General features: G+C 35.8%; 18 protein-coding genes and 10 tRNA genes. 1 reads left to right on the top strand and 27 read right to left on the bottom strand.

What is annotated here, in order from left to right; all coding sequences use genetic code 11:
- Positions 1-66 precede the first annotated feature (66 nt).
- Positions 67-1,077, top strand: a complete 1,011-nt coding sequence (locus BUB90_RS08125; protein WP_073285768.1) for a LacI family DNA-binding transcriptional regulator — start codon at positions 67-69, stop codon at positions 1,075-1,077.
- Here the strand turns inward: BUB90_RS08125 and BUB90_RS08130 are convergent.
- From BUB90_RS08130 to BUB90_RS08255, 27 genes are all read right to left on the bottom strand, one after another.
- A complete protein-coding gene (locus BUB90_RS08130; RefSeq protein ID WP_073285771.1) occupies positions 1,072-3,267 on the bottom strand; it encodes a glycosyl hydrolase family 65 protein in 2,196 nt (731 codons plus the stop codon). The genes BUB90_RS08125 and BUB90_RS08130 overlap by 6 nt on opposite strands.
- A 3-nt stretch (positions 3,268-3,270) precedes the next feature.
- The gene (locus tag BUB90_RS08135) at positions 3,271-5,589 is read right to left on the bottom strand and encodes a glycoside hydrolase family 65 protein (RefSeq protein WP_073285774.1); all 2,319 of its coding nucleotides are present in this window, start codon (positions 5,587-5,589) and stop codon (positions 3,271-3,273) included.
- A gap of 11 nt (positions 5,590-5,600) precedes the next feature.
- Positions 5,601-6,512 (bottom strand): carbohydrate ABC transporter permease, encoded by a 912-nt coding sequence (locus tag BUB90_RS08140; protein WP_073285778.1) that lies wholly within the window; start codon positions 6,510-6,512, stop codon positions 5,601-5,603.
- A 13-nt stretch (positions 6,513-6,525) separates the two neighbouring features.
- A complete protein-coding gene (locus BUB90_RS08145) occupies positions 6,526-7,407 on the bottom strand; it encodes a carbohydrate ABC transporter permease (RefSeq protein WP_073285782.1) in 882 nt (293 codons plus the stop codon).
- Positions 7,408-7,560: 153 nt separating this feature from the next.
- Positions 7,561-9,039, bottom strand: a complete 1,479-nt coding sequence (locus tag BUB90_RS08150) for an ABC transporter substrate-binding protein (protein ID WP_073285785.1) — start codon at positions 9,037-9,039, stop codon at positions 7,561-7,563.
- Between the two features lie 211 nt (positions 9,040-9,250).
- Positions 9,251-11,413 (bottom strand): methyl-accepting chemotaxis protein, encoded by a 2,163-nt coding sequence (locus BUB90_RS08155; protein ID WP_073285788.1) that lies wholly within the window; start codon positions 11,411-11,413, stop codon positions 9,251-9,253.
- 217 nt (positions 11,414-11,630) lie between these two features.
- Positions 11,631-12,467: a phosphotransferase family protein gene (locus BUB90_RS08160; protein ID WP_073285791.1), complete on the bottom strand. Its 837-nt coding sequence runs from the start codon at positions 12,465-12,467 to the stop codon at positions 11,631-11,633.
- A gap of 17 nt (positions 12,468-12,484) precedes the next feature.
- On the bottom strand, positions 12,485-13,264 hold the full coding sequence (locus tag BUB90_RS08165) for a lysophospholipid acyltransferase family protein (RefSeq protein WP_073285794.1): 780 nt from the start codon (positions 13,262-13,264) through the stop codon (positions 12,485-12,487).
- Positions 13,265-13,686: 422 nt separating this feature from the next.
- Positions 13,687-14,094 (bottom strand): GNAT family N-acetyltransferase, encoded by a 408-nt coding sequence (locus tag BUB90_RS08170; RefSeq protein WP_073285797.1) that lies wholly within the window; start codon positions 14,092-14,094, stop codon positions 13,687-13,689.
- A 338-nt stretch (positions 14,095-14,432) separates the two neighbouring features.
- The gene (locus BUB90_RS08175; protein ID WP_073285800.1) at positions 14,433-14,924 is read right to left on the bottom strand and encodes a pyridoxamine 5'-phosphate oxidase family protein; all 492 of its coding nucleotides are present in this window, start codon (positions 14,922-14,924) and stop codon (positions 14,433-14,435) included.
- 20 nt (positions 14,925-14,944) lie between these two features.
- Positions 14,945-15,853, bottom strand: a complete 909-nt coding sequence (locus tag BUB90_RS08180; RefSeq protein WP_073285803.1) for an AraC family transcriptional regulator — start codon at positions 15,851-15,853, stop codon at positions 14,945-14,947.
- Positions 15,854-16,243: 390 nt separating this feature from the next.
- A tRNA-Gly gene (locus tag BUB90_RS08185) sits at positions 16,244-16,315 on the bottom strand.
- Positions 16,316-16,346: 31 nt separating this feature from the next.
- Positions 16,347-16,417, bottom strand: a tRNA-Gly gene (locus tag BUB90_RS08190).
- Positions 16,418-16,424: 7 nt separating this feature from the next.
- A tRNA-Pro gene (locus BUB90_RS08195) sits at positions 16,425-16,499 on the bottom strand.
- 476 nt (positions 16,500-16,975) lie between these two features.
- Positions 16,976-17,464: a metallophosphoesterase family protein gene (locus BUB90_RS08200; RefSeq protein ID WP_073285806.1), complete on the bottom strand. Its 489-nt coding sequence runs from the start codon at positions 17,462-17,464 to the stop codon at positions 16,976-16,978.
- A gap of 16 nt (positions 17,465-17,480) precedes the next feature.
- Positions 17,481-18,071 carry an XTP/dITP diphosphatase gene (locus BUB90_RS08205; protein WP_073285809.1) on the bottom strand — a complete coding sequence of 197 codons (591 nt, stop codon included), beginning with the start codon at positions 18,069-18,071 and terminating at the stop codon, positions 17,481-17,483.
- Between the two features lie 31 nt (positions 18,072-18,102).
- The gene (locus BUB90_RS08210) at positions 18,103-19,257 is read right to left on the bottom strand and encodes a THUMP domain-containing class I SAM-dependent RNA methyltransferase (protein ID WP_073285812.1); all 1,155 of its coding nucleotides are present in this window, start codon (positions 19,255-19,257) and stop codon (positions 18,103-18,105) included.
- A 219-nt stretch (positions 19,258-19,476) separates the two neighbouring features.
- Positions 19,477-19,779, bottom strand: coding sequence for a rhodanese-like domain-containing protein (locus tag BUB90_RS08215; protein WP_170865461.1), 303 nt, complete (start codon positions 19,777-19,779; stop codon positions 19,477-19,479).
- 239 nt (positions 19,780-20,018) lie between these two features.
- Positions 20,019-20,201 carry a hypothetical protein gene (locus BUB90_RS23240; protein WP_139241722.1) on the bottom strand — a complete coding sequence of 61 codons (183 nt, stop codon included), beginning with the start codon at positions 20,199-20,201 and terminating at the stop codon, positions 20,019-20,021.
- 460 nt (positions 20,202-20,661) lie between these two features.
- Entirely contained in the window at positions 20,662-21,135 is a 474-nt protein-coding gene (locus tag BUB90_RS08220) for a DUF1700 domain-containing protein (protein ID WP_073285818.1), read from the bottom strand.
- Between the two features lie 351 nt (positions 21,136-21,486).
- Positions 21,487-21,560: transfer RNA gene (locus BUB90_RS08225), tRNA-Arg, on the bottom strand.
- Positions 21,561-21,577: 17 nt separating this feature from the next.
- Positions 21,578-21,663: transfer RNA gene (locus BUB90_RS08230), tRNA-Leu, on the bottom strand.
- A gap of 5 nt (positions 21,664-21,668) precedes the next feature.
- Positions 21,669-21,741 (bottom strand) — tRNA-Val (locus tag BUB90_RS08235).
- Positions 21,742-21,808: 67 nt separating this feature from the next.
- Positions 21,809-21,882: transfer RNA gene (locus tag BUB90_RS08240), tRNA-Asp, on the bottom strand.
- A gap of 49 nt (positions 21,883-21,931) precedes the next feature.
- Positions 21,932-22,005, bottom strand: a tRNA-Ile gene (locus BUB90_RS08245).
- 37 nt (positions 22,006-22,042) lie between these two features.
- Positions 22,043-22,115 (bottom strand) — tRNA-Thr (locus BUB90_RS08250).
- Positions 22,116-22,184: 69 nt separating this feature from the next.
- Positions 22,185-22,256: transfer RNA gene (locus tag BUB90_RS08255), tRNA-Glu, on the bottom strand.
- Between the last annotated feature and the right edge of the window lie 135 nt (positions 22,257-22,391).

Here is a 22,391-nt window from a genome sequence, read left to right on the forward strand (position 1 = left end):
ACCAATTACATGCTATTGTATTAAATAGGTTTAACACAAAACTAGTGAAAGGTTGGGGTTCTTAATATGGCAACCATTAAAGATATCGCTGCATACACAGGCGTTAGTTGCACAACAGTTTCCAATGTAATTCATGGACGATCTACACGTGTTTCTCCCGAAACGGAGAACAAAATTAATGAAGCCATTAAAACACTTGGCTATATTCCAAACATGTCTGCAAGAGCACTCGTTTCAAGTTCCTCCAAGGTAATTGCTCTTATTAATCATATCGTTACAGATAAAGAGCTTAATTTTATGGACGACCCTTTTCAAGCCACTTTTGTTGGCATCATTGAGTCCGTATTACGTGAACATGGGTATTATCTTATGGTTCGTACTGTTGAAACCAGTGACGAGTTGCTTGCCTTTTTACAAACCTGGAATGTAGATGGGCTTTTTATCACAGGTATGTTTCGTGATAATTTTTTTGATGCCCTTACTACTCTTGATCTTCCAATTATCTTTATAGACAGTTATGTTCATCATCCAAACTTTTGTAATGTTGGCTTGGAGGATTTCAAGGGCAGTTATCAAGCAACCCAATATCTGATTAAACACGGCCATAAGCACATTGCTTTTGCCTCACCTTCTATTAAAGACGGTGGCGTATTACAGGAGCGGTTCCTAGGTTATAAAGCAGCTCTTACAGAAGGTGGAATTCCCTTCAATAAATCCATTGTTTTTCAATATGAAATGGATCTTGCTTCTTGCCAAGAACTTAGTAATGAGCTTATACAATATCCTGAAGTTACCGCCATAGTTACCTCTGCAGATATTATGGCAGCCGGTATTATTAGAGGGCTACGTGCTAATGGTATTCGCGTTCCAGAAGATATCTCTATTATTGGATTTGACGACTTGAATATCTGTCAACTCATTACACCAACGCTAACTACCATTCATCAGGATATGCATCTTAAAGGAAGTGTCGCCGTGGATTTTATGGTACAAAAATTAGAAGGCAAGACTCTTTCACAAACGGAAATCGTCTTGCCCATACATCTGGTTGAGCGAAACAGCGTTCGCACCTTATAATGGATTTATTACTGCACTATCCTTTGTTTCTATTATTTCATATAATTGATTTTGATATTTGATCGTAAACCTCAGTTTTTTCCATTGTTCAGGAAGCTGAGGTTTTACTTTTAGCTCTCCATCCTCGACATATACTCCACCAAATCCTTGTATTGCTGTCATATATGCTCCCCCAGCCGCTGCCGGGTGCGTACCTCCTATATATACTAACCCTGCCCATTCTTTACCTCCTGGAAGCAAATCTGCACTTGCTGATTTCATGAAGAAAGAATATGCTTTCTGTGGCATTCCACAGCGGCAAGCCAGCAGCGCATACATACATGCGCTTAACGAAGAACCATGCTCTGTACGCGGTTCATAGTATCTCCAATTCTTTAACATTACTTCTTCCGAGAAATCCTCCGAAAACATAGTCAGCCAAGTTACTACATCGGCCTGTTTAATAACTTTTGTTTGTGAGGCAACACCATATGCACCACCCCAGTATTCTTTTTCATGAAGAAGTCTTCCTTTAACTTCTTCCACAGACGCATCTTCTAACTTTCCATATCCATCAAATTGTTCTAATACTCCATTCTCATCTGGCTTAGGTATAAAGATTCGTTCTGCAGCTTCTCTATAATCCATCTTACAACGTTCTACATCATAATTGTCTTCTATCTTCTCAATTGTCTCTTTCGAGAATTTCATTAGATCATCTAACAATTTTGCTGCGGTTTCAAAGGTGAACTTCGCCATTCTATTGGTATAACCATTATTGTTTACTCGTTCATGATATTCGTCTGGTCCAATTACATCGTGTAACTCATATTGATCAGAATGGACTTTCTTTACTAATAAGAAGTCGTAAAACTTAGCACATTCTAATATGGTTTCAATTCCCCCCTGTTCAAGGAAACGTTGATCTCCTGTAATCTTAACATAACGCATAATTCCGTAAACAATGGCAGCAGATATATGTATCTGCTTATCTTTAAAATGTGTTCGCATTGGGCGCTTAGTAAACACATCCGTGACATTGTAATCACTACATGCATCGTAACCACCTTCTTGACTTTCCCATGCATAAAAGGCACCTTCATATCCATAACTTTCAGCCTTCTTTTTTGCTCCCTCAAGAGTATCAATGCGATAACGTAATAAAGTTTTAGCTACTTCTGGCTGTGTATATAAGAAGTAATCTAGCATAAACATTTCTGTATCCCAAAACACTGCCCCCTTGTATGTCTGTCCAGATAACCCTCTTGCTGCAATTGATAAACTATCACTATGCCTTGGAGCGATACATTGTAGATGATATAACGAGTAATTCAGTGCTTCCATGGCTTCTGGATCACCCTCGATATATATCTCTGCTGTTTTCCAATGCTCTTCCCAGATATTCATGTGAGTCGACTTACAAACCTCATATCCTCTTTGTAAAGCTTCTCTTACTTCTTTTTTCGCTGCCTCTTCTGGCTCTTTGCAATCTTTACTGGTATATATCGCTACCATCTTATCTAAATCTATCTTTTTATTTGCCTCTGTTATAAGGCAAATCCGATGTAGCAATTTACGTCCTTCTTTCTTACGTTTTCTCTCATATGGATGATTAACAGATATCTCCTCTGCTACAGCAACCCGATCTTTATTCTCATGGGTAATTCCTGTGGCGGTAAATATATCTTCTTCCTCAAAAAGCAATTGATCATAATGAGGGCCGTGAATATCCCATACATCTCCATCAATTCCAGTTAGAATCTCAACATCTGCATGGAAATCCGCAAGAATACTATACCTCATACAGATAAGATGCACCTTATCATAATGGGCAAACCTTTCACAAGTAACCGTAATATTCCCTCGCCTCGTTTCCCACCTTGTAATTCTGGTGACGATCCCGTGACGATAGTTTACTTCTTGTTCATGATTTACTGGTTCATTCTTTGGCAAGTCATAATAAACTCCATCTATTTTTATTCTAGTATATAAGCCATTGGGTGCGTTAAGAGGCTCTCTCCACCCATTACCAACCTGATCGTATATTCCTGCTAAGTTAATAGATGGCAGATACTCCTTATCAAATTCCTCTAGGGTACCTCTTATACCAAGATACCCATTACCACATAAGAATTTATTCCCATTGCTTGTAACTTTATCTTCTGAAAAGCCACTTTCTTTGATGGTCCAATTCTTCAAATCGGCAATCATAAGCTATCCTCTCCATTCTACTGGAATTGTGATTTCTGTTGCTTTTTGGTTAATTTCATAGATATTACCGTAAACACATATTGTTACTGGTATATCTTCTAATGTGTACAACTGAATTCTCTCTTTTCCAACTTCAACTGAAATTACTTGTTGTTTATACGTAATATGGAATGAATATCCTTGCCACTCTTTTGGTATAGAAGGATTTAACTCTAGATGCTCTCCATCTGATCGCATACCTCCAAAACCATATACAATGTTCATCCAAGCTGCTGAGATTGATGTTGTATGTAAGCCTTGCCCACTATTACGATTGTAATTATCTAAGTCCATTCTTGTTGCAAATTGAAAGAGCTCATAAGCTTCCTCATGTTTTTTCAATTGAGATGCTAATATGGAATGAACGGAAGGCGATAAGGAACTTTCATGAATACATTTTGGTTCATAGAACTCATAATTTGCCTTTAATTCTTCCTCTGTGAAGTTATTGTTAAACAATAACATAAACATCAAAACATCTGGTTGCTTAATCATATCGTTTCGATAGATCCTGTCATATGACCAGTGATCATACAGCGGAAAATCCTCAATTGGTATTGTATCTACATCTACATGAGGCAAATTAAAAAATCCTTCATGTTGTTCATAGATTCTTGTCATTTCATCTTTCGGAAGGTACATACATTTCCACATCTTGTTCCACTCAGACAATTCATCATCTGTAACTTGTAGATTTTCTCTTACTTTACTATACTGTTCTTCGTGGATTTCCTTAAACTGCTCTAATACTGTTATGGTATATGATAACGTGAATTTCGCCATATAGTTGGTATAACAATTATGATTAACCATCATCTGGAATTCATCAGGGCCCATAACACTATAAAAGCCATAACGAGTTTGGTCTGCTGACCAACTTCCTCTTGTTGCTAACATTCTACACACTTCCACAAGCATTTCAATTCCGTTCTCATACAGAAAATCTTTATCTGCCGTTATCTTATCATACAACCAAATTCCATATGCTACTGCAGTTGATGCCTGTAATTGAAGGCTTGCATGCTGCCACAAATTACAACATTCTCTTCCACTAATTGTTGCTACCGGATAGAAGGCTCCCTTACAATCCAAATCCATAGCCCTTTGCCTTGCTTCTGGTAATGTTACGTATCGATACAACAAGAGATTCTTCGCAGCTTGTAGATTATTGAACAAGAAGAACGGTAAACAATAGGTCTCCGTATCCCAGAATGCATTGCCGTTATACGCTTCTCCTGTTAATCCTTTTGCTCCAATGTTGTTTCCCATTCTAGCCCCATGATAGGTCTGGAACATCTGGAAGATACAGAACCTGATTCCTTGTTGATTCTCTTCATCTCCATCGATTCTAATATCAGAGTTCTTCCATACCTGCTCCCACCAACTTGCGCTTTCCTCATATAACTTCTCGTAAGTAAGCGTTTGAAGGTAATTCTCCACATCCTTACATTCTCTTTGGAATTCACTCTCTTCTCCATCCGTTTCAGCACGATACACAACGTTATCTACAATTTTAGTAAGACTTACTGTCTCATTTTGCTGTAACTCATATACAAATGTATTGGTTAAAACCTTCGAATCTACCGTCTCGTTATGTAGAGTTTCAACTTGATTAGCCGATGGAATAAAACGTGCTCCCGAATACACTTGATGTTTTGATTGAAGTGTAGTTCCTCGCAATGCTAGATACTCTTCCTTATCTACCACCTTTTTACAATCCCAGAAATTTCTTTGTCTTGATTGATGGATAATAGAAAAATCCATTCCTGACTCTACTTCTAGTTTTCCACTAAAGTTAAGTGCTTTGATTGTGATTTTCTGCACTCCAATATGAGCATTAACCATTGATAAAAATCGTTCAAACTTTATCTCAATCTCTTTTCCACTCTGGGTAATCCATACCAGATTTCTTGTAAGAATTCCAGTTCTCATATCAAGAATCCTTTGGTAATTACGTATCTTAGATTGATTGAGATCTAAATATTCTCCATCTACTAAGATTCTTGTATATATCCAATCTACAGAATTCACCATGAAATCTGTCTGATCAACAATCCCCTTGTAAGAAGATCCTTCTAATTTCTCATTCTCATATACGCCATTAAAATAACTTCCTAAAAGCGTATCTCCTGAATATCCTTCTTCAAAATATCCACGAATTCCCATATACTCATTTCCTAATGAGTATACCGATTCTGCTACTTTACTGTAGTTTTTGTCAAATCCATCTTCTACAATCTTCCATGGATCTACCCTGAAATATTTGTCTGCTATTTTTCCCATACTAGCCTCTCTTATCCTTTTACTGCACCTGCTGTTGCTCCATCTGTAATTTGTTTTTGAAATAATGCGAATAATACGGTAGGTGGTATAATCGCAAATAACGTTGCACGTAATACACTGACCGCATCTGTTGGCGTATCTTTAAACGAGAATAGCTTAACCATTACTGTTTCCTTACCTGAACCATTCAGTACAAGGTATGGTAATAAGAAATCTGACCAAGCCGCCGTAATTGCAAAGATAACTACTACCATAATAATTGGTTTGGATAATGGTATCATGATAGTACTAAATACTTTCAAGACACCTGCTCCATCGAGTTTGGCTGCCTCCAAAATTTCTTTTGGTATCTCTTGAAAGAATTCTTTGAAAATTACTACATAGAATGCATTGGCACCAAATGCTAACCACAGTGGTACAAATGTACCATTCAAACCAACTAGGTTGATATTTCGAAATACTGCAACAATACTAGTAGTTGCTGGTATTAACAAGCTCCACATAACTAGACCATAGGCAATCTTGTATCCCTTCGGACGTAATACAGCAAATCCATAAGCCAATAGGCCGTTGAAGATTACTGCACAGATTACGCTACCTCCTACACTGATAAAGGAGTTAATATAATACCTTTGGAATTTTAAAGCATTCCAGCTCTCCTGTAGTTTTGACAAATCAAAACTTTTTGGAATTATAGATACTTCTCTTGTAAATTCCTTGATATCTTTGAAACTGGCTAAGAATACCCACAGAATTGGGAATACACTAACAACCACAAAACTTAGACAAAGAATCATAATTATAATACACAGAATCTTAACTTTAGTGGAATGAACATCAAATCCTCTAATCACACCATCTTTTTTATCTTCATACTTTCCGAAAAACTTATTATGTTTTTTACCTAGATCTCTTTTACTCATATTACACCACCTCCTATTCCTCAGATGATTTGGTAAGTTTCATATATAATCCACTTAAGATTACCAATATGATACATATCATAACCGATAATGCTGCTGCCGCTGGAAAATTAAAGTCTCTGAACGCATACTGATACATTAACATCATTAAAGATACACTTGCACCATTTGGTCCTCCATTGGTCATTACCATAGGTTCATACATAATCTGAAATACTGAAATAATTTGAAGTATCATCATTGTCTTTCCAATTCCAGCTATGCTTGGTATTGTAATATGACGGATTCTCTTCCATATACCGGCTCCATCCACTGTAGCTGCTTCATATAAATCAGGACTAATGCCACTAATATTAGCCATATATATCAATGCTGTTGCTCCAGCTCCCTTCCATGTCATCGTTAGAATAATTAGAGGAATTGTCCACTTAGGGTTTGTAAGCCACGCCTGTGCATCAATTCCTATCTTAGAGAGCATTATGTTTAACACTCCTGTCTTACCTGGGATAAAAAAGTAGCTCCATATCCATACTGTTGCCAACCCTGGAACAATATTAGGGAAATAGATACCTGTTCTAAAAAACCCTTTTAAATGTACTGTTTCTGATATTAATATACCTAAAATAATAGGTACTATAAACCCAATTGCTAAAGACCATAATGTATAGGAAAATGTGTTTTTAAATGCTTTAATAAACGTAGGATTATTTAGTACCTTTATATAATTTTCAAATCCAACAAATTCTTTTATTTCATATCCAACTGCACTATGAAGTGAAAGTCTGATATTCTCTATAAGTGGTTCCCACACAAAGAAAGCAAACAAGATAAGTGTAGGCACCATCACTAACCAACCTATCGTATCACGCTTTTTCCATTTTATTTTATCCTTCACTGCCAGACACCTCCTTGACGCTTTTGAATCCTTTCTTTATATCGATACGGAATGTTCTATTGATTAAATCATGAATGTGACTGCCACTTAGAATTTATCGTCTTCATTCATGGCAGTCACACAAATTATTATATCACTACATTATACTTAATATTATTGTGCTGCATCTAACATAGACTGATAATTTTTATTAGCAGTATCCATAAGAGCCTTTACATCAGCATTCTTATCTGTAAGCACAGCTTGTAATACATTCGTTAATTCGCCATACATTTCTTGAGTTAATCCTGGTTCTTCTACTCGTAATCCTTCTGAAGAAGTAGCATCAAAATATGATTGGAACATCTTAGGATCTACATTCTGGAACTCTTTTACTACTGCAAGTTGTGCATCAATATAATCTTGATTTGTCCAACTTGGGAAAGGTTGAATTACAGGTACACCATTGTTAACTCTGTTTTGAGCATCTGCTTTCAAGCCTGCAATAACATTGTCATTAACTTCTGGAGCTCTACCCATTACTTCTAAGAAATCTAAAGCTGCATTGATTTCTTCTGAAGTTGCATCTTTAGAGAACATATATGGTGTTCCACCATATAATGAGAATTGACCGCCATCACCTGCTGGAATTGGACACATAGCCAATTTATCAACTGGTAAACCATTTACTTGAGTTGGTTGAGCAACTGCATCGTTTGCTCCAATGTACATAGCTGCATTTCCTGTTCCAATTTGAGTAAATCCTGTACCCCAATCTTCATTCGTAGGATCTGCTGTTAATACATCATAATCCCATTTTAATGATTTAACATATTCCATTGCTTTAATTGCTTCTGGGGAATTTAAATTTGCTTTATATGTACCATCATCGTTTGCTATACTTAAAGTTGCTCCAAATGCCCATGCTATATTAGAGAAGTGCCATCCACCCGCTCCATCTTTTGCAAGTAAACAAAGTCCTGCGGAGCCTGTTTTATCTTTGATTGTCTTTGCAGTTTCAGCAAGTTCTGCCCAAGTTTTTGGATAAATTGGATAACCATCTGCATCTACAAGACCTGCTTCTTCGAATAATTCTACATTTAACATCATACCAAGTGCATATCCATCTCTAGGAACTCCATAAACTCTTCCATTTTCATCTGAAAGGATATCTTTAATCGCTGGATTCATCTTATCTAACCAACCACGTGCCTGTAATTCATCAGTAATATCAGCAACAGCACCTGCTTTAATTAATTTTTGTGGTTCAGTAAACCATGTTTCAAAAATAGTAGGAGTATTTCCTGATTGTACCATTGGCATAAATGTATCTGCTGCATACTTATAATAGGCTGGCTTATAAGTAACATTAGGGTTTGTTGCCTTCAAAGCTTCTACGTATCCCTCATACACTTTGATATCTTCTGTAAGTGTATCTTCAGGCCAGATACCAAGTGTAACTGATACTGGTTCAGCCTTTGGTTCATCTTCTTTCACAGTATCTGTTGTTGAATTATCACTGGCTTCTGTTGATGTTGCATTAGTGTTGTTTTTCTTCCCATCTTGTTTGTCAGTCTTTTGGCAACCTACCATTAAGTTTGCTGCCATCGTAGCTACAAGTACCATACTAAGTAACTTTTTGCTTTTTCTCATAAACTTCTCCCTTCAAAATCTGTTTAGATTTAACGTTAAAACTCTGTTAAAATATATCTAGTAAGGTATTATTATCTAGTTAATATAAACTAATTAAACCTCTTACTTTGTTCTAGTTTTACAGTTGGTTTAACGTTAAACTTATAATAACACTAGCAAATATGTTTGTCAAGTGGCTATTTTTTTATTATTTTATGTTGCTATTGTATAACTATATACTAAAACTATCCAAATTGGCTTTTAAAGCGATTACCGTTTCATTTAACTTTTGTGTAATATCTGTTAGTTCATGTGCAAAATTGATTTGAACTAGTCCTGTCTCACTAATTTGCTCCGTGGTTGCTGCTGTTTCCTCAGAAATCGCTGCAATACTTCCTATTGCACTTAATGTATCATTCTTAGATCCAGCCATATTATCCACACCAATGGCAATTAAATCAATTTGATCTGTAAGTTTTATAACCTTCTGGTTAATGGAATGAAATACATGTACGGTTTCTTCTAATGCTAACTTCTGCGATTCTACCATTTTTTCTGTTTTTTGTGCAGATTTAACTGTATTATTTGTCTGCTCTTCAATCTTTTTAATAATATCCCTTATATTGCTTGCTGCATGTATTGACTGATCTGCTAATTTACCTATCTCACCAGCAACTACCATAAACCCTCTGCCTTCTTTACCAGCTCTGGCTGCCTCAATCGATGCATTCAATGATAGCAGATTGGTCTGTTCTGATATTTCATTAATAACATCAATGATATTATATATGCTTGCAGATTGTTGTTTTAATTTAACAATATCATCTACAATTGTATGTGTCATATCAGTAATATGATTGGTTTTGTCGCTTAAATCATCTACTAATATAATTCCCTCAGATACAACACCTTTTGTATCGGAAGCAATTTTTTCAGTCCCCTTTGCATGCATTGTAACTTCTTCAATTTTGTCTGATAACACGTTCATTTGATAGGTACAATTTTGTGCATCTTCCGCCTGCTTAGAGGTTCCTTGCCTAATTCCATCAATAGAGTAAAAGATATTTTGTGTTGCTTCTAACATATTATTTGAATTTATCATAACCAATTCTGAGATACCTGCTACATCATTGCTAACATGGAATATACCCCCTATTAATTTCCGTACTTTTCCTGTCATCTCATTGAGACTCTTGGATAAAAGCCCTAATTCATCTTTTCTCTTGGTTTTGAATATAACTGTCATATCTCCCATGGCAACTTCCGAGAGTAATTTTTTCTTACTTGATATATCCTTAGAGATTCCAAATGACATTCCCAGTCCTATAATTAATGCTACTACACATGCAATAATAACTACCAATACCGTCGCTTTCTTTATATCTGCTACTCTTGCTAACACAGTACTCTTAGGTATCAAGCTACAGATCATTACCCCAGAATCTCCTACTTGTGAATATACAAAAAGGTAACTGTTATTCTGATACTCTATTTCTTCATAGCCATCAGTCTTCGTACCTGTATTAACTTCTTGAGAATATGATATTGAACTGAATATATTCGTAGTTTTCTCGTCTTGATTAGAAGCATAAATCTCTCTTCCATCATTAGTTACTACTCCAACGATTGCTCCTGTCCCTAATTTCATATTATCCAATATTTCATATAGGGTAGTTAACTTCATATCCGCAATAATAAAGCCTTTTCCTTTGCTAAGTCTGCGAACCAGTGTTAATGCATAGTCCAAATTATTCGTTTCTAACTGCTCATCTAAAAACCTATGATATCCGTACCATTGGTTGGGATTTTTGGCATTACTCCAAGCTGTTCCCTCCCCGCTATTCATCAAATCCTGATATATATTAACTGATAATTCCCCCTTGGTTGAAAGTGGTTTGATTTGATAGGTCTCGTAAATAGTTTTAGAAGTACCACTAACATTAGAATTGGAGGAATTGGCCTCTGATTTTGCAGTAGTTCCTTCCGCAATTATATGCAAGTCTAATATATTAGGATTATTGCTTTTCATTGCTACCAAGTCTGACATAATATTTCGGTAGAGAAGTGAGTATTTTGATTTCTCCATTAATTGTCCCTTCGTTAGATAAGATACAACATCGGAGTCATTACTCAATTCTTGTGTCTTTGATAAAACCATATCCATGGAAAGATCCATATACATACTAATTGCCTTTACTGTATTAGCGGAATTCTCTTTATAATCCTTTATTATAGTATCTGACGCATAGTTATAGCATATTCTACCAAGTATGATAATTAAGATAACTGGTATGAAAAACGCTATTAACATCTTAACCAATAGACTATGGATCAATCCCCTCTTACTTCCACTAGCTTTCCTTAGTAGACTTCTTTTTCCTAGCTTAACTCCCATATACATTCCTCCTAAAAGTATTTAGTTTAACGTTACACCTACTGATTATACCATGAGCTTATTGGAAATAAAATAGGAATATATGAAACTCTTCCCAAAGAAGATAAACATGTATAAAGCCTCCAAACAACACTCATCATTACGACGTGCTGTTTTAGCCAATATCTACGGCCTTCGCCTTTCCTCAACAACTACATAAGAAAAAGCGAGTTACCTCTTACTGTAAGGTTCTCGCTCTTTTTTCAAATTCATCACACCGTTCTTTTACCAATTGAACTAATATCCGCTTTTCATCTTCTGGAATCCATTCGCTTAATCTTGCAGCTGCAACTGGCAATTCCCATCTGTTAATATCCTCTATTCTTCTATTGGAAATCATAAGATATTCTTTTATGTATACCTTGTATATACGATGCTGAGTAATCGATATTAACTTTTTCATAATCCAAGGTGCATGTTCAACTCCACCATACTTTAGCATAATACATGTACGCGCAACATCCGCACATGCATCTCCTCTACAAGCCGTCATCCAATCCAAAAAAACTGCCTTATTACCTGCTATCATTATATTCCCTGGATGAAAATCCAAATGGCATAGCGTATTACCCTCTGGTAATTCTTTTAAATAGTTTCGTATAATTTTTTTATATTCTTCTGGAAGCACATCAACCCGATTCAAATCTTCTTCTAATTTATCTTTTACACTATTCAATGTATCATTAACAGGTTTTTGTATATCCAGATGATAATGGGCTAATTTCTTTGCATAATGATTAATTTTCCCAAATGAAACAAGCATCGTTTTCAGCAGATCTGTTCCCTTAATTTCTTCATAAACAATTCCATGTCTGCCGTCCATCTCAACCATTTCATATACTTTTGGAACACAATCCAATATATTCTGCACGATAATCCCATTTTGATATTCTCTTTCCACGACATCTTTCGGAAGTCCAGTTCTGAATAACTTTAATACTTTCTTATCGTCTATCTTATATATCTCTGCAGTATTACCTTGACCTATCATTTTTTCTTTATTAAATTCCATCATCTCAGTTTACCCCGTTATTATTTTGGTTTAAATCTTTTTCTCGTTTGATGTTCTTCATCAAGCACGACTTCTCTTGCTGGAGTCCCTGTAAGAATTCCTAATTCATTCTGCGCTTCAATTACACTTTCTAACCATAATCTTTTATGTTCATCAAAATCTCGGCATCCTTTTGGTATTACAATTGGTTTTCCAAACACCAAACGATTCTCGTCTCCTTCCACCGCTTGCTCAATAAAAGCTGGTAAAACGGGAATCCCAAGTAATTTTGCTAACCAGAACGCTCCTCGCTCAATATCCTCTGAACTATCTTTGTTTATGTCATAGATTGTTCCTTGAGGGAAAATCAAAAAGTGCTTTGGTTTTTCCCCCTCCTCAAACCACTTTACAGCATCTTTTAAAGCCGTCATAGATCCTTCAGAACTTTCCCGATCAACCGAACAAACTTTTTCGAACTCTAATATCGGTGCTAATTCTTTCGGTATGGAAACACCATTAAAACAGTTTTTTTTAGCAAATACAAATAACTCCGGATATGTATCTTTAACTTCATGCATAAGTTCATAGTAAAAACTTATTATAAGCGGACCATCAGAATCCGTTAGATGATTCGCTGCGATTACATAAGAAGTAGTCGTAAAATCCTCTGGTATATTATATGCTCTAAAATTGTATACTTTCAAAAGCATTTTCTTTGCTTCAATTAATTTATTTCTTAATTCTCCTGGTTTATTCCAGGTACTTAATAGCTCTTTTATTCCATCTTCATTAACTAATGAACTTGCATTAAACAAATGCATAATATTCCTCCTAATTCATAGTACTTTTCTCATAAGAATTATATCTTCTTGTTGTGCCTCTTTAGCAAATCCACATTTCTCATATAATCGCTCTGGCCTTCTCGTATGATTAAGCGCCTCAAGAGATTCTGCAATATAAAATTCTCTTCATCATAACCTATAACCGGAACAAAATGTATGTAGCTTCACAACTTTTAACATTTATATAATAAATTTCCTTAATTATACTTATCTGTATGTAAAAAGTCAAACACGAAAGTTTACCTCCTACACACATTTTTATGCAACTAAAAATCGCCAACCCTTAAGGATTAGTAAGATGTCAAATCTTCTGTGATATTGTGCTCAATAAGCATCTTGAAATTGTTTTATCTCAGCCCTATTTCACCTCCAGTTCAAAATAATTATATCTAGAGCTATCGTTAAAACCATTTACAAGGAATACTTAAAAAGACATCTTTATTGGGCTCAAATCCTATCTTTTCATAAAATCCTGTCGCTGTTTTAGTTTCGACCAACCACTCTGAATCAGGAAAAACATCCCTACATCTTCTCAACAACTCTTTTCCAATCCCCTGATTCTGAAACTCTGGCATAACCGCTAAATCATATATTATAGATCTAAACATCCTGTCACTAAGTACCCTAACGCATCCAACCAATTTCTCTTCCGCCCAAGCAGAAATGACGATTGTTGAATTTATAAAAGGTACATTAAACTTCTCCAGCATGAGCGGAGTTACTGTTCCATCAGACCACCCTACTGCCATAAACAATTCATGTAATTCTTCACATGGTAAGTCTTTTCTTGTATCATATACTATCTGCATAAGCCCCCCCACATACTTGTTTATTTACTAATACAATAAATAATATCATATCAAATAACATATATAAATCCAAATATACAAATAATCAGGGGATGGAGTAGACAACAAATGCTATTACAAATGGTATTCAAAGATGAACGGAAGCGAAATGATCAAGGGTACTCAAAAACATAGAAAAGCAAAAAAAGCCAGAAGTCTTATAAATAAGAACTTCTGACGAAATTAGTTTGCTTGTGCGGGATTTAAACCTTAATTTCGCACCAGTTATTTATATGTATTAAAATCTGAAATGTATGTTCATAAAACAATTAGGTAACATGTTAGAAAATTTTTATGTTTTATAAAATAGATCCCTCTTTCATCTCTACTTTATTCACAAAATCCATATAATAACGATCAGCGCCGTGATCTTTCACTACCGTGCATTTGGTGATGCGGATTGCTAAAATACAGCAATTCTCGTCATTTTCATTGTTCGCATAGTCGTACCATGCAGCAAAAACCTCACGTAATTTTGTCCTTAATTCGGCGTTTTTCGGGTCTAAAACCCAGCCGAGATTTTCACCTATTCCATTACCAGAGATCCATCCCCCGCAAACTGTAAACGCAACTTCGGGGTTTTGCTCAACTTGTTGCATTTTAGTTGTTTTTGCGTAAGTAACAATATAGAACACACCGTCCTCATAATAAGCATCCACATCACGTGCATAAGGTCGAGGTTTTCCGTCAGCATTCAGTTCCATCGCGATGGTTGCGAGGGAAATCATATTGTCTTTGTTATTGCCACACGTCACTTCTATTAATTTTAATCCTTCTTCATACCTACTCATTTTCATTTCCTCCTAAAATATTATTTTTCTCTTTTTTTGAATGGTAACCACATTTCCATGTACGCCATCTCGTACGAATTCTGATAATAAATCTCCGGAAAAAAACTGTCCGCAATCAAACCATGCTTCTTGAGCCAAAATCGTGTAAATTTCATCATCTTACCTAAAGAAGCCGATAACTGCTTAAAATCTTCCGCCTCAAACTTACAAACGATATATTCCCTTACAGGCAGTTGCCAGCTTGCAAAGCGAAAATCCTCCGTGTCCGATTCTACCTCCGCGCCAGCAAAATAAGTGGAAAAACCCTCCGGTGCATCACCATGATATGAAACACTAATCCAGCGGCCACCAGGTGTGCACGGAATATCTTTACGGACGTCGAGAAACCTCTTCCAAATAGTGGAAGGTTCGGATACTTCGGTTCTTTCACCTAGCATTTTACCCCTCTTGAATTGCCAAAAATCTTGTACTCCGAGAAAGTTTATTGGCTCGTCAAGAATTTTGCGGTTATATTCCAGCACCAATCCTTCGCTAATTAGTGGAACCCCCTCATCGACCATAACATAGCTCAACAATAAATTAGGCTTATCAAAATTGTTTAAGACGACAGGCTTGTCCCGGTATTGCGCCGGGGTAATAGCGTAAGCATCCTTAAATGCCCGAGTAAATGTTTCATGGCTACCGAATCCATATTCCATCGCAACATCAAGAATACGGTTTTGTTTATCACGAAGCGCATCGCAGGCTCTAGCTAACCTGCGCAGCTTAATGTATTCCCGCACCGGTTTTTTGACTAGCCGCGTGAATAATCGCTGATAATAAAACAAAGAAAGTGCGGAGATTTCCGCCAACTCTTCTATTTTAATTTCTTCGCCGATTCGTTCCTCAATGTGGTTCAGCGTTTTCTGTATAGCTTCCCATGCATGCATATAACCCCCCTCGTAAAAAGCATACCAAAAATAATAAGCAAGCGCTTGACCGTGTCTGCTCTTTTTTCAAAAATACAAAATATACACATTTACTGTTACACTTTATAAATCATAACCATATTATACCATACTCATCATGGACAATACATTGTAAAATACAGAAATCTTATCATTAATAAAAAAGTACAGTATCAGGGGCATGAGGATATTGAAACTACCCGTTGTTATATCAACAAATACCATAAACCGAGCAGAACCGCTCATACAAGAACAGGTCATTATAATATGAATCAACGAAAAATGACCTTGCACGCCTCCTGCATACATGTTTTACAAGCAACAAAAAATCGCTAACCCCTGATTTATAAGGATTAGCGATTTTCTTTCGTAAGCGCGAGACGGGATTCGAACCCGCGACCCTCGCCTTGGCAAGGCGATACTCCACCACTGAGCCACTCGCGCGTATTACTTCGTATATTTAATTCATATACAAAGCGGGTGATGGGAATCGAACCCACGTATCTAGCTTGGAAGGCTAGTGTTCTACCATTGAACTACACCCGCATATAAGTCGGGGTGACAGGATTCGAACCTGCGACCTCTTGATCCCAAATCAAGCGCTCTAGCCAAGCTGAGCCACACCCCGTATTCTATTTAGTTAAGACTTAAAAACATTAAATACTTCGTTTCATTTTGTAACTTGTTATCCGTTGTTTTACTGTATCGCCTCAACGCAAGAATTATTATATTATAAGCAAAAAGAAAAGTCAACACCTTTTTTAATTTTTTTTAATTTTTTCAAAAATATTATTTTTTCAAACAATATAAAAAATTCATTTGTAACTATTATAGGTCACATCTAAACCTGCAAACCCTTGATTTTAATGTTTTTCCTACTAACAATCCATTCTTTTACAACTGGAAATTGGATTTAAAATTCAAAAGAATTTACTTATACTATTCTCTCCAAACTCTAATATCTTCATTCATAAATAAATAATAATACTTTTCATTTACCTACAATGAGAGTTTTTATAGAAATAAATATCAAATCTACAATTACATAACAATAGCTATTCCGGTACCGACTCTTTCTTACGTCCGTTCAGAATAGCTACCAATTTAATTATATTTACAATAATTGATATTAAAGCATATCTCTCCTCTACGATCAATTTCCATAATCATATAGGAAGGAGTACGTCCATCTTGCCTTGGCAAGGATATACTACCTGGATTAACCAGATATGTCTCTCTTCGATACTCTACACTTGGTATATGCGTATGTCCATACATTACAATGTCAAATCCATTCTCTAGAGCTGTCTCAAGCAAATAGTCAGTACCATAATTAACATGATAACGATGTCCATGTGTTAATAATACTCGGTAAGTACCCAATGTAACGATCTTCTCTCTCTCTACATCAGTAAAATAATCATTGTTTCCAGATACAATATAAGTATCACAAGTAACGAGACTACGAATGTATTCCTCCTGTCCCTCAAAATCTCCTAAGTGGACGAATGCATCAATATGTCCCACTTTATTAATAACCCACTCCAAATAAGAAGTTCTTCCATGGGAATCACTAACGATTAATACTTTCATATAAGCCTCCACTTCGTTAAGCAGATATTAGCTTTTTCATAGCCTCTAATGCTTTACCTCTATGACTAATCTTATTCTTTTGTTCTAAGTCAAGTTCTGACGTTGTACAATTGAATTCAGGCACCATAAAAATTGGATCATATCCGAATCCGTTCTCTCCACGCTCTTCATATCCAATATAACCTTCTATCGTACCACGAGTTGTAAGCGTCTTACCATCTGGAAATGCACATGCGATTGCACAAACGAATCGTGCTGTTCTTTCTTCTAGTTTTGCATCTTTCAATTGGTCAATTATATATTGGTTCTTAATACGATACGAGGTATCTTCCCCTAAGAATCTTGCAGAATAGATGCCTGGTTGTTTATCCATATAATCAACCTCTAATCCAGAATCATCTGCCAGTACAATTTCATTTCTCTCATTTGCAATTGTTCTTGCTTTAATTAACGCATTTTCTTCAAAGGTTTTGCCATCTTCAATGATTTCCTTATCATAACCAATGTCCTTTAACGAAAGGATTTCATATCCGAGATCCGCCAAAATCATTCTGACTTCCTTCATCTTTCCCTCATTGCCTGTCGCAAAGATTATTCTTTTACTCATAATTATCACTACCCTCCAATTTTGCAGTTCTTTATTCTTCTCTACTTCTCTTTGGTGGTCTTGGGCCCATAAATTGATAAAGATACGTCTTTAACATACCATTATAGATTTTTCTATTCTTATCTGCCTTACGACCTATATATTTTTCTGCATCTTCAAAACTTGTAATTACGTATTCCGTCCATGTGTCAAGATTCTTGAAAGCCTGCCCCATCTCCTTATATAGAGGCGGCATCATCGCCTTCTCTTCCAAACGCTCACCATAAGGTGGATTTGTGATAATAAAACCATACTTTTTAGGATTACTTAAATCTTTAACCGCTCTTTGTTGGAAATGTATATATTGATCTACCTCTGCCATCTGTGCATTCTCTCTCGCTGCCTTAACGATTTCTCCATCAATATCATAGCCTTGGATATTCATCTCTACGTCATGCCTAATTACGTCATTCGCCTCTTCAATTGCTTCATACCAACACTTCTTAGGAATCATCTCCGTCCAGTCTTCCGCAATAAAGGAACGATTCATACCAGGAGCAATATTCGCTCCAATGAGTGCAGCTTCGATTGGTATCGTTCCGCAACCACAGAATGGATCAACTAAGATCCGATCCTTATTCCAAGGTGAAAGAAGTATAAGTGCTGCGGCAAGTGTTTCTGTGATAGGTGCCTTACTTGTTAACTTACGATATCCTCTTCTATGAAGTGATTCCCCTGATGTATCAATCCCTATTGTTATTTCGTCTTTTAAGAAGGTAACACGGATTGGATAGGAATTCCCTGCTTCTTCGAACCAATTCACCTTATAAACGCCTTTTAGACGCTCTACGATTGCCTTCTTCATAATAGATTGAATATCTGATGGACTAAATAACTTACTTTTTATAGATGTAGCTTTTGCTACCCAAAACTTACCATCCACAGGTATATATTTCTCCCAAGGAACTGCCTTTGTTCCTTCGAATAATTCATCAAATGTTTCTGCCTTAAACTTAGCTACCTTTAGTAATACACGCTCTGCCGTTCTTAAGAATATATTAGCTCTACAAAATGCACTTTCATCTCCTGCAAATGTTACTCTACCATCATCAACTTGTACAATTTCATACCCTAAGTCCATGATTTCTCGTTTTAAAACTGCTTCCATACCAAAATGACACGGCGCAATAAATTCATATCGGTTCATTATAATCTCCTTCTAACTTATACATACAGATAAAGCCCCTACACTAACGTTTTTAAGCAAGGGGCTCTATAGTACATATATTCCATAAAAGACAAAATGGGCAAGCCCAAATCATATATTTGTCTGTTCCTTAGTATATCCTAGTACTTAATATTAAATCACTTTTTAACCGTAGTCAACAAAATTCCATCTTTTTATTTACATTATAAACATTCCATATTATCTTTCCAAAACACCTCTATACGCATGTATTCCCCCATATATATTTATTACAGAATATCCTAATGTGCATAATTCTTTTGACATTAGCATGCTCATGCTACCTCTATCGCAGTATAAGATGTATTTCTTGCCTTTATCCAATTGATTTATATTATTCATTAAATCATCATAAGGAATGCTTCTGGCTGTCGGTATATGCCCTCTTCTATAATCTGCATAATCCCTTAAGTCAATTAATATATAGCTAGAACTTTGCATATAAGTGTTCAGCGCTTTAGCTGAGATTGTTTCAAAACACATAATATCACCAACCATTCTATTATATTTTATTCCATAAAACGTCATTTGGTGAATTAAATTTCACTATATTTCTATGTTTTACGACCATATCTATGTCAAAATTTATTTCTTTATTACATATTGTTTGGCTATGTATCAAAAGAAATGAGCTATCACATCGGTACCTATAAGATACCATATGTGATAGCTCATCCTTCTAAAATCTAATATACAAGAAACGTAATACTGTTTAAGTAATACTATTTATTGTAGTTTTGACTGTTAGAATTTTTTGTTGAGTTTTTTTCTTTACTAGCATTTGATGCTTTGTTTTGACTGCTTGTGTTTTGGCTGCTAGTATTTTGGCTGCTAGTATTTTGGTAGTTGCTTGAGTTGCTTGATGAATTACTTGAAGAATTTTTGCTGTTTTGGTAATTGTTCATTTTTAGTTCCTCCTAAAAAGAAAATATTTTAACTACAGGTACTAGTATCTTCAAAAAAAATAAAATTATTCATCTTTTTAACATTTTTATTAAATCTATTTCAGCCAAAGAACAAATTGTGTAAGCGCTTACATATTTGTGACTTTTTCTCTTGTTTATCTCTTCCACTTACTTACTATATTAGTTATATATGCTTCCATCTAGCATATTTTTCCTAGTAAATACAAGGCTTTTTACGTTTTTAACTGTTGCTTTTTAATAATGATTGTTATATAATATGAATGTATTAATTGAGTTCATCCTTCAAAAGGACTCTTTAGTACACTATATAACCCCTTATTAATTATTTATACTCCCCTCATCGAAACACCGCCTTGGCTCCCCCTCGGCGGTGTTTCATTTTAATATAAAATGAATATATTACATAATATAAACTATATTTCTAATAAAATCATTTCTTTTACCTTCTAGTAATTAACCTCACCAATAGATACACTAACAAAATTGGAATACCAATGCTAATAAACAATCTAATAGCTATGCTACCCAAGAATATAAGAAGCATTACAAAGAATATTAATATAGCAATGCCTAATATACGGTATCGTAATGGTATTTTTCCGTCGAAAGTATAAGTGTGGTTATAATCTGCATTATTGCTATACGCATCAGTTGTATCTGAATATGTCTCTTGATACGTATTATTGTGTACACTGTTATAATTAGCCTTACCTAGTTTTGAAGTTTCAATTATTGTCCTTGCTATTAATCTCGGATCCCCTAACTCTTCCATCACCTGATCCATTGTCTTACCGCTACTTGTTTGATTATCTATATATTCATTATAATAACGGACATTATTTTCTATTTCTATGCTTGGAATTTCTGTATATAGACTTTCTCTTAATTCTTTGATGAATTCTTCCTTTGTCATATAAATTCACTCCCTTCTTACATATAATAAAGGCTTCTTCATTTGATCTAAGAACATTATATATTATAAAGTGTTCTCGTTAAATTATTTACTATTCTAACATACTATAATTATTAGGTAAATAAGACGATAATTAATTTTCTATTAAATTCTATATATCATTGCACCTATTGTTCAGTTTCTTAAATATATCCGGTATTATTAAGCTCGATATATGACAAATTATATCACTTACCAAAGAGGATGTTTCTACATTATATAAAATATAGTTAAGTCCAGCTTCCTATCATGTTGACAAAACGTCCACAAACGTCAAAAAAAACCTAGATATTACTATCTAGGTTCATGTTCCGTGCGTTAGAGGATTCGAACCCCCGACCTTTTGGTCCGTAGCCAAACGCTCTATCCAGCTGAGCTAAACGCACATAATATTTAATTGATATGCCGGCGACCGGAATCGAACCGGTACGGGCGATTAGGCCCGCAGGATTTTAAGTCCTGTGCGTCTGCCAGTTCCGCCACGCCGGCATAGATGGGACCAACAGGGCTCGAACCTGTGACCCCCTGCTTGTAAGGCAGGTGCTCTCCCAGCTGAGCTATGATCCCATGGGATATTATAAACTGTCGTCTATAATAAGCAAGTTTTAAATATCTTCACACTATACTTATGTGACGACCCAGAAGGGACTCGAACCCTCGACCTCCGCCGTGACAGGGCGGCGCTCTAACCAACTGAGCCACTAGGCCAAACTAAAATCATTAATACAATTTAATAAAAATTCATTTCATAACTAAATGGACCTTCGGGGACTCGAACCCAGGACCGACCGGTTATGAGCCGGTTGCTCTAACCAACTGAGCTAAAGGTCCAAACTCTAAATACTAGCACGTACTTATTGCTAATATAAGCCGACGATCGGACTTGAACCGATAACCTGCTGATTACAAGTCAGCTGCTCTGCCAATTGAGCCACGTCGGCATATAAATCTAAGCTAAAACCTTAGCTTATACATAAATATGTCATCAAATCTTAATTGAAAGACTTGAGTGACTCCAAGGGGATTTGAACCCCTGTTACCGCCGTGAAAGGGCGGTGTCTTAACCGCTTGACCATGGAGCCAATTATTTTTGTATCATGTAAACCTAATCAGTTCCACATGTTCTGTTTTGAACAACTATTGTTGTTAACTCCCCGAGCGGGGCTCGAACCTGCAACACCACGGTTAACAGCCGTGTGCTCTACCATTGAGCTATC

The sequence above is a fragment of the Anaerosporobacter mobilis DSM 15930 genome, from assembly GCF_900142955.1.
Lineage (GTDB): Bacteria > Bacillota > Clostridia > Lachnospirales > Lachnospiraceae > Anaerosporobacter > Anaerosporobacter mobilis.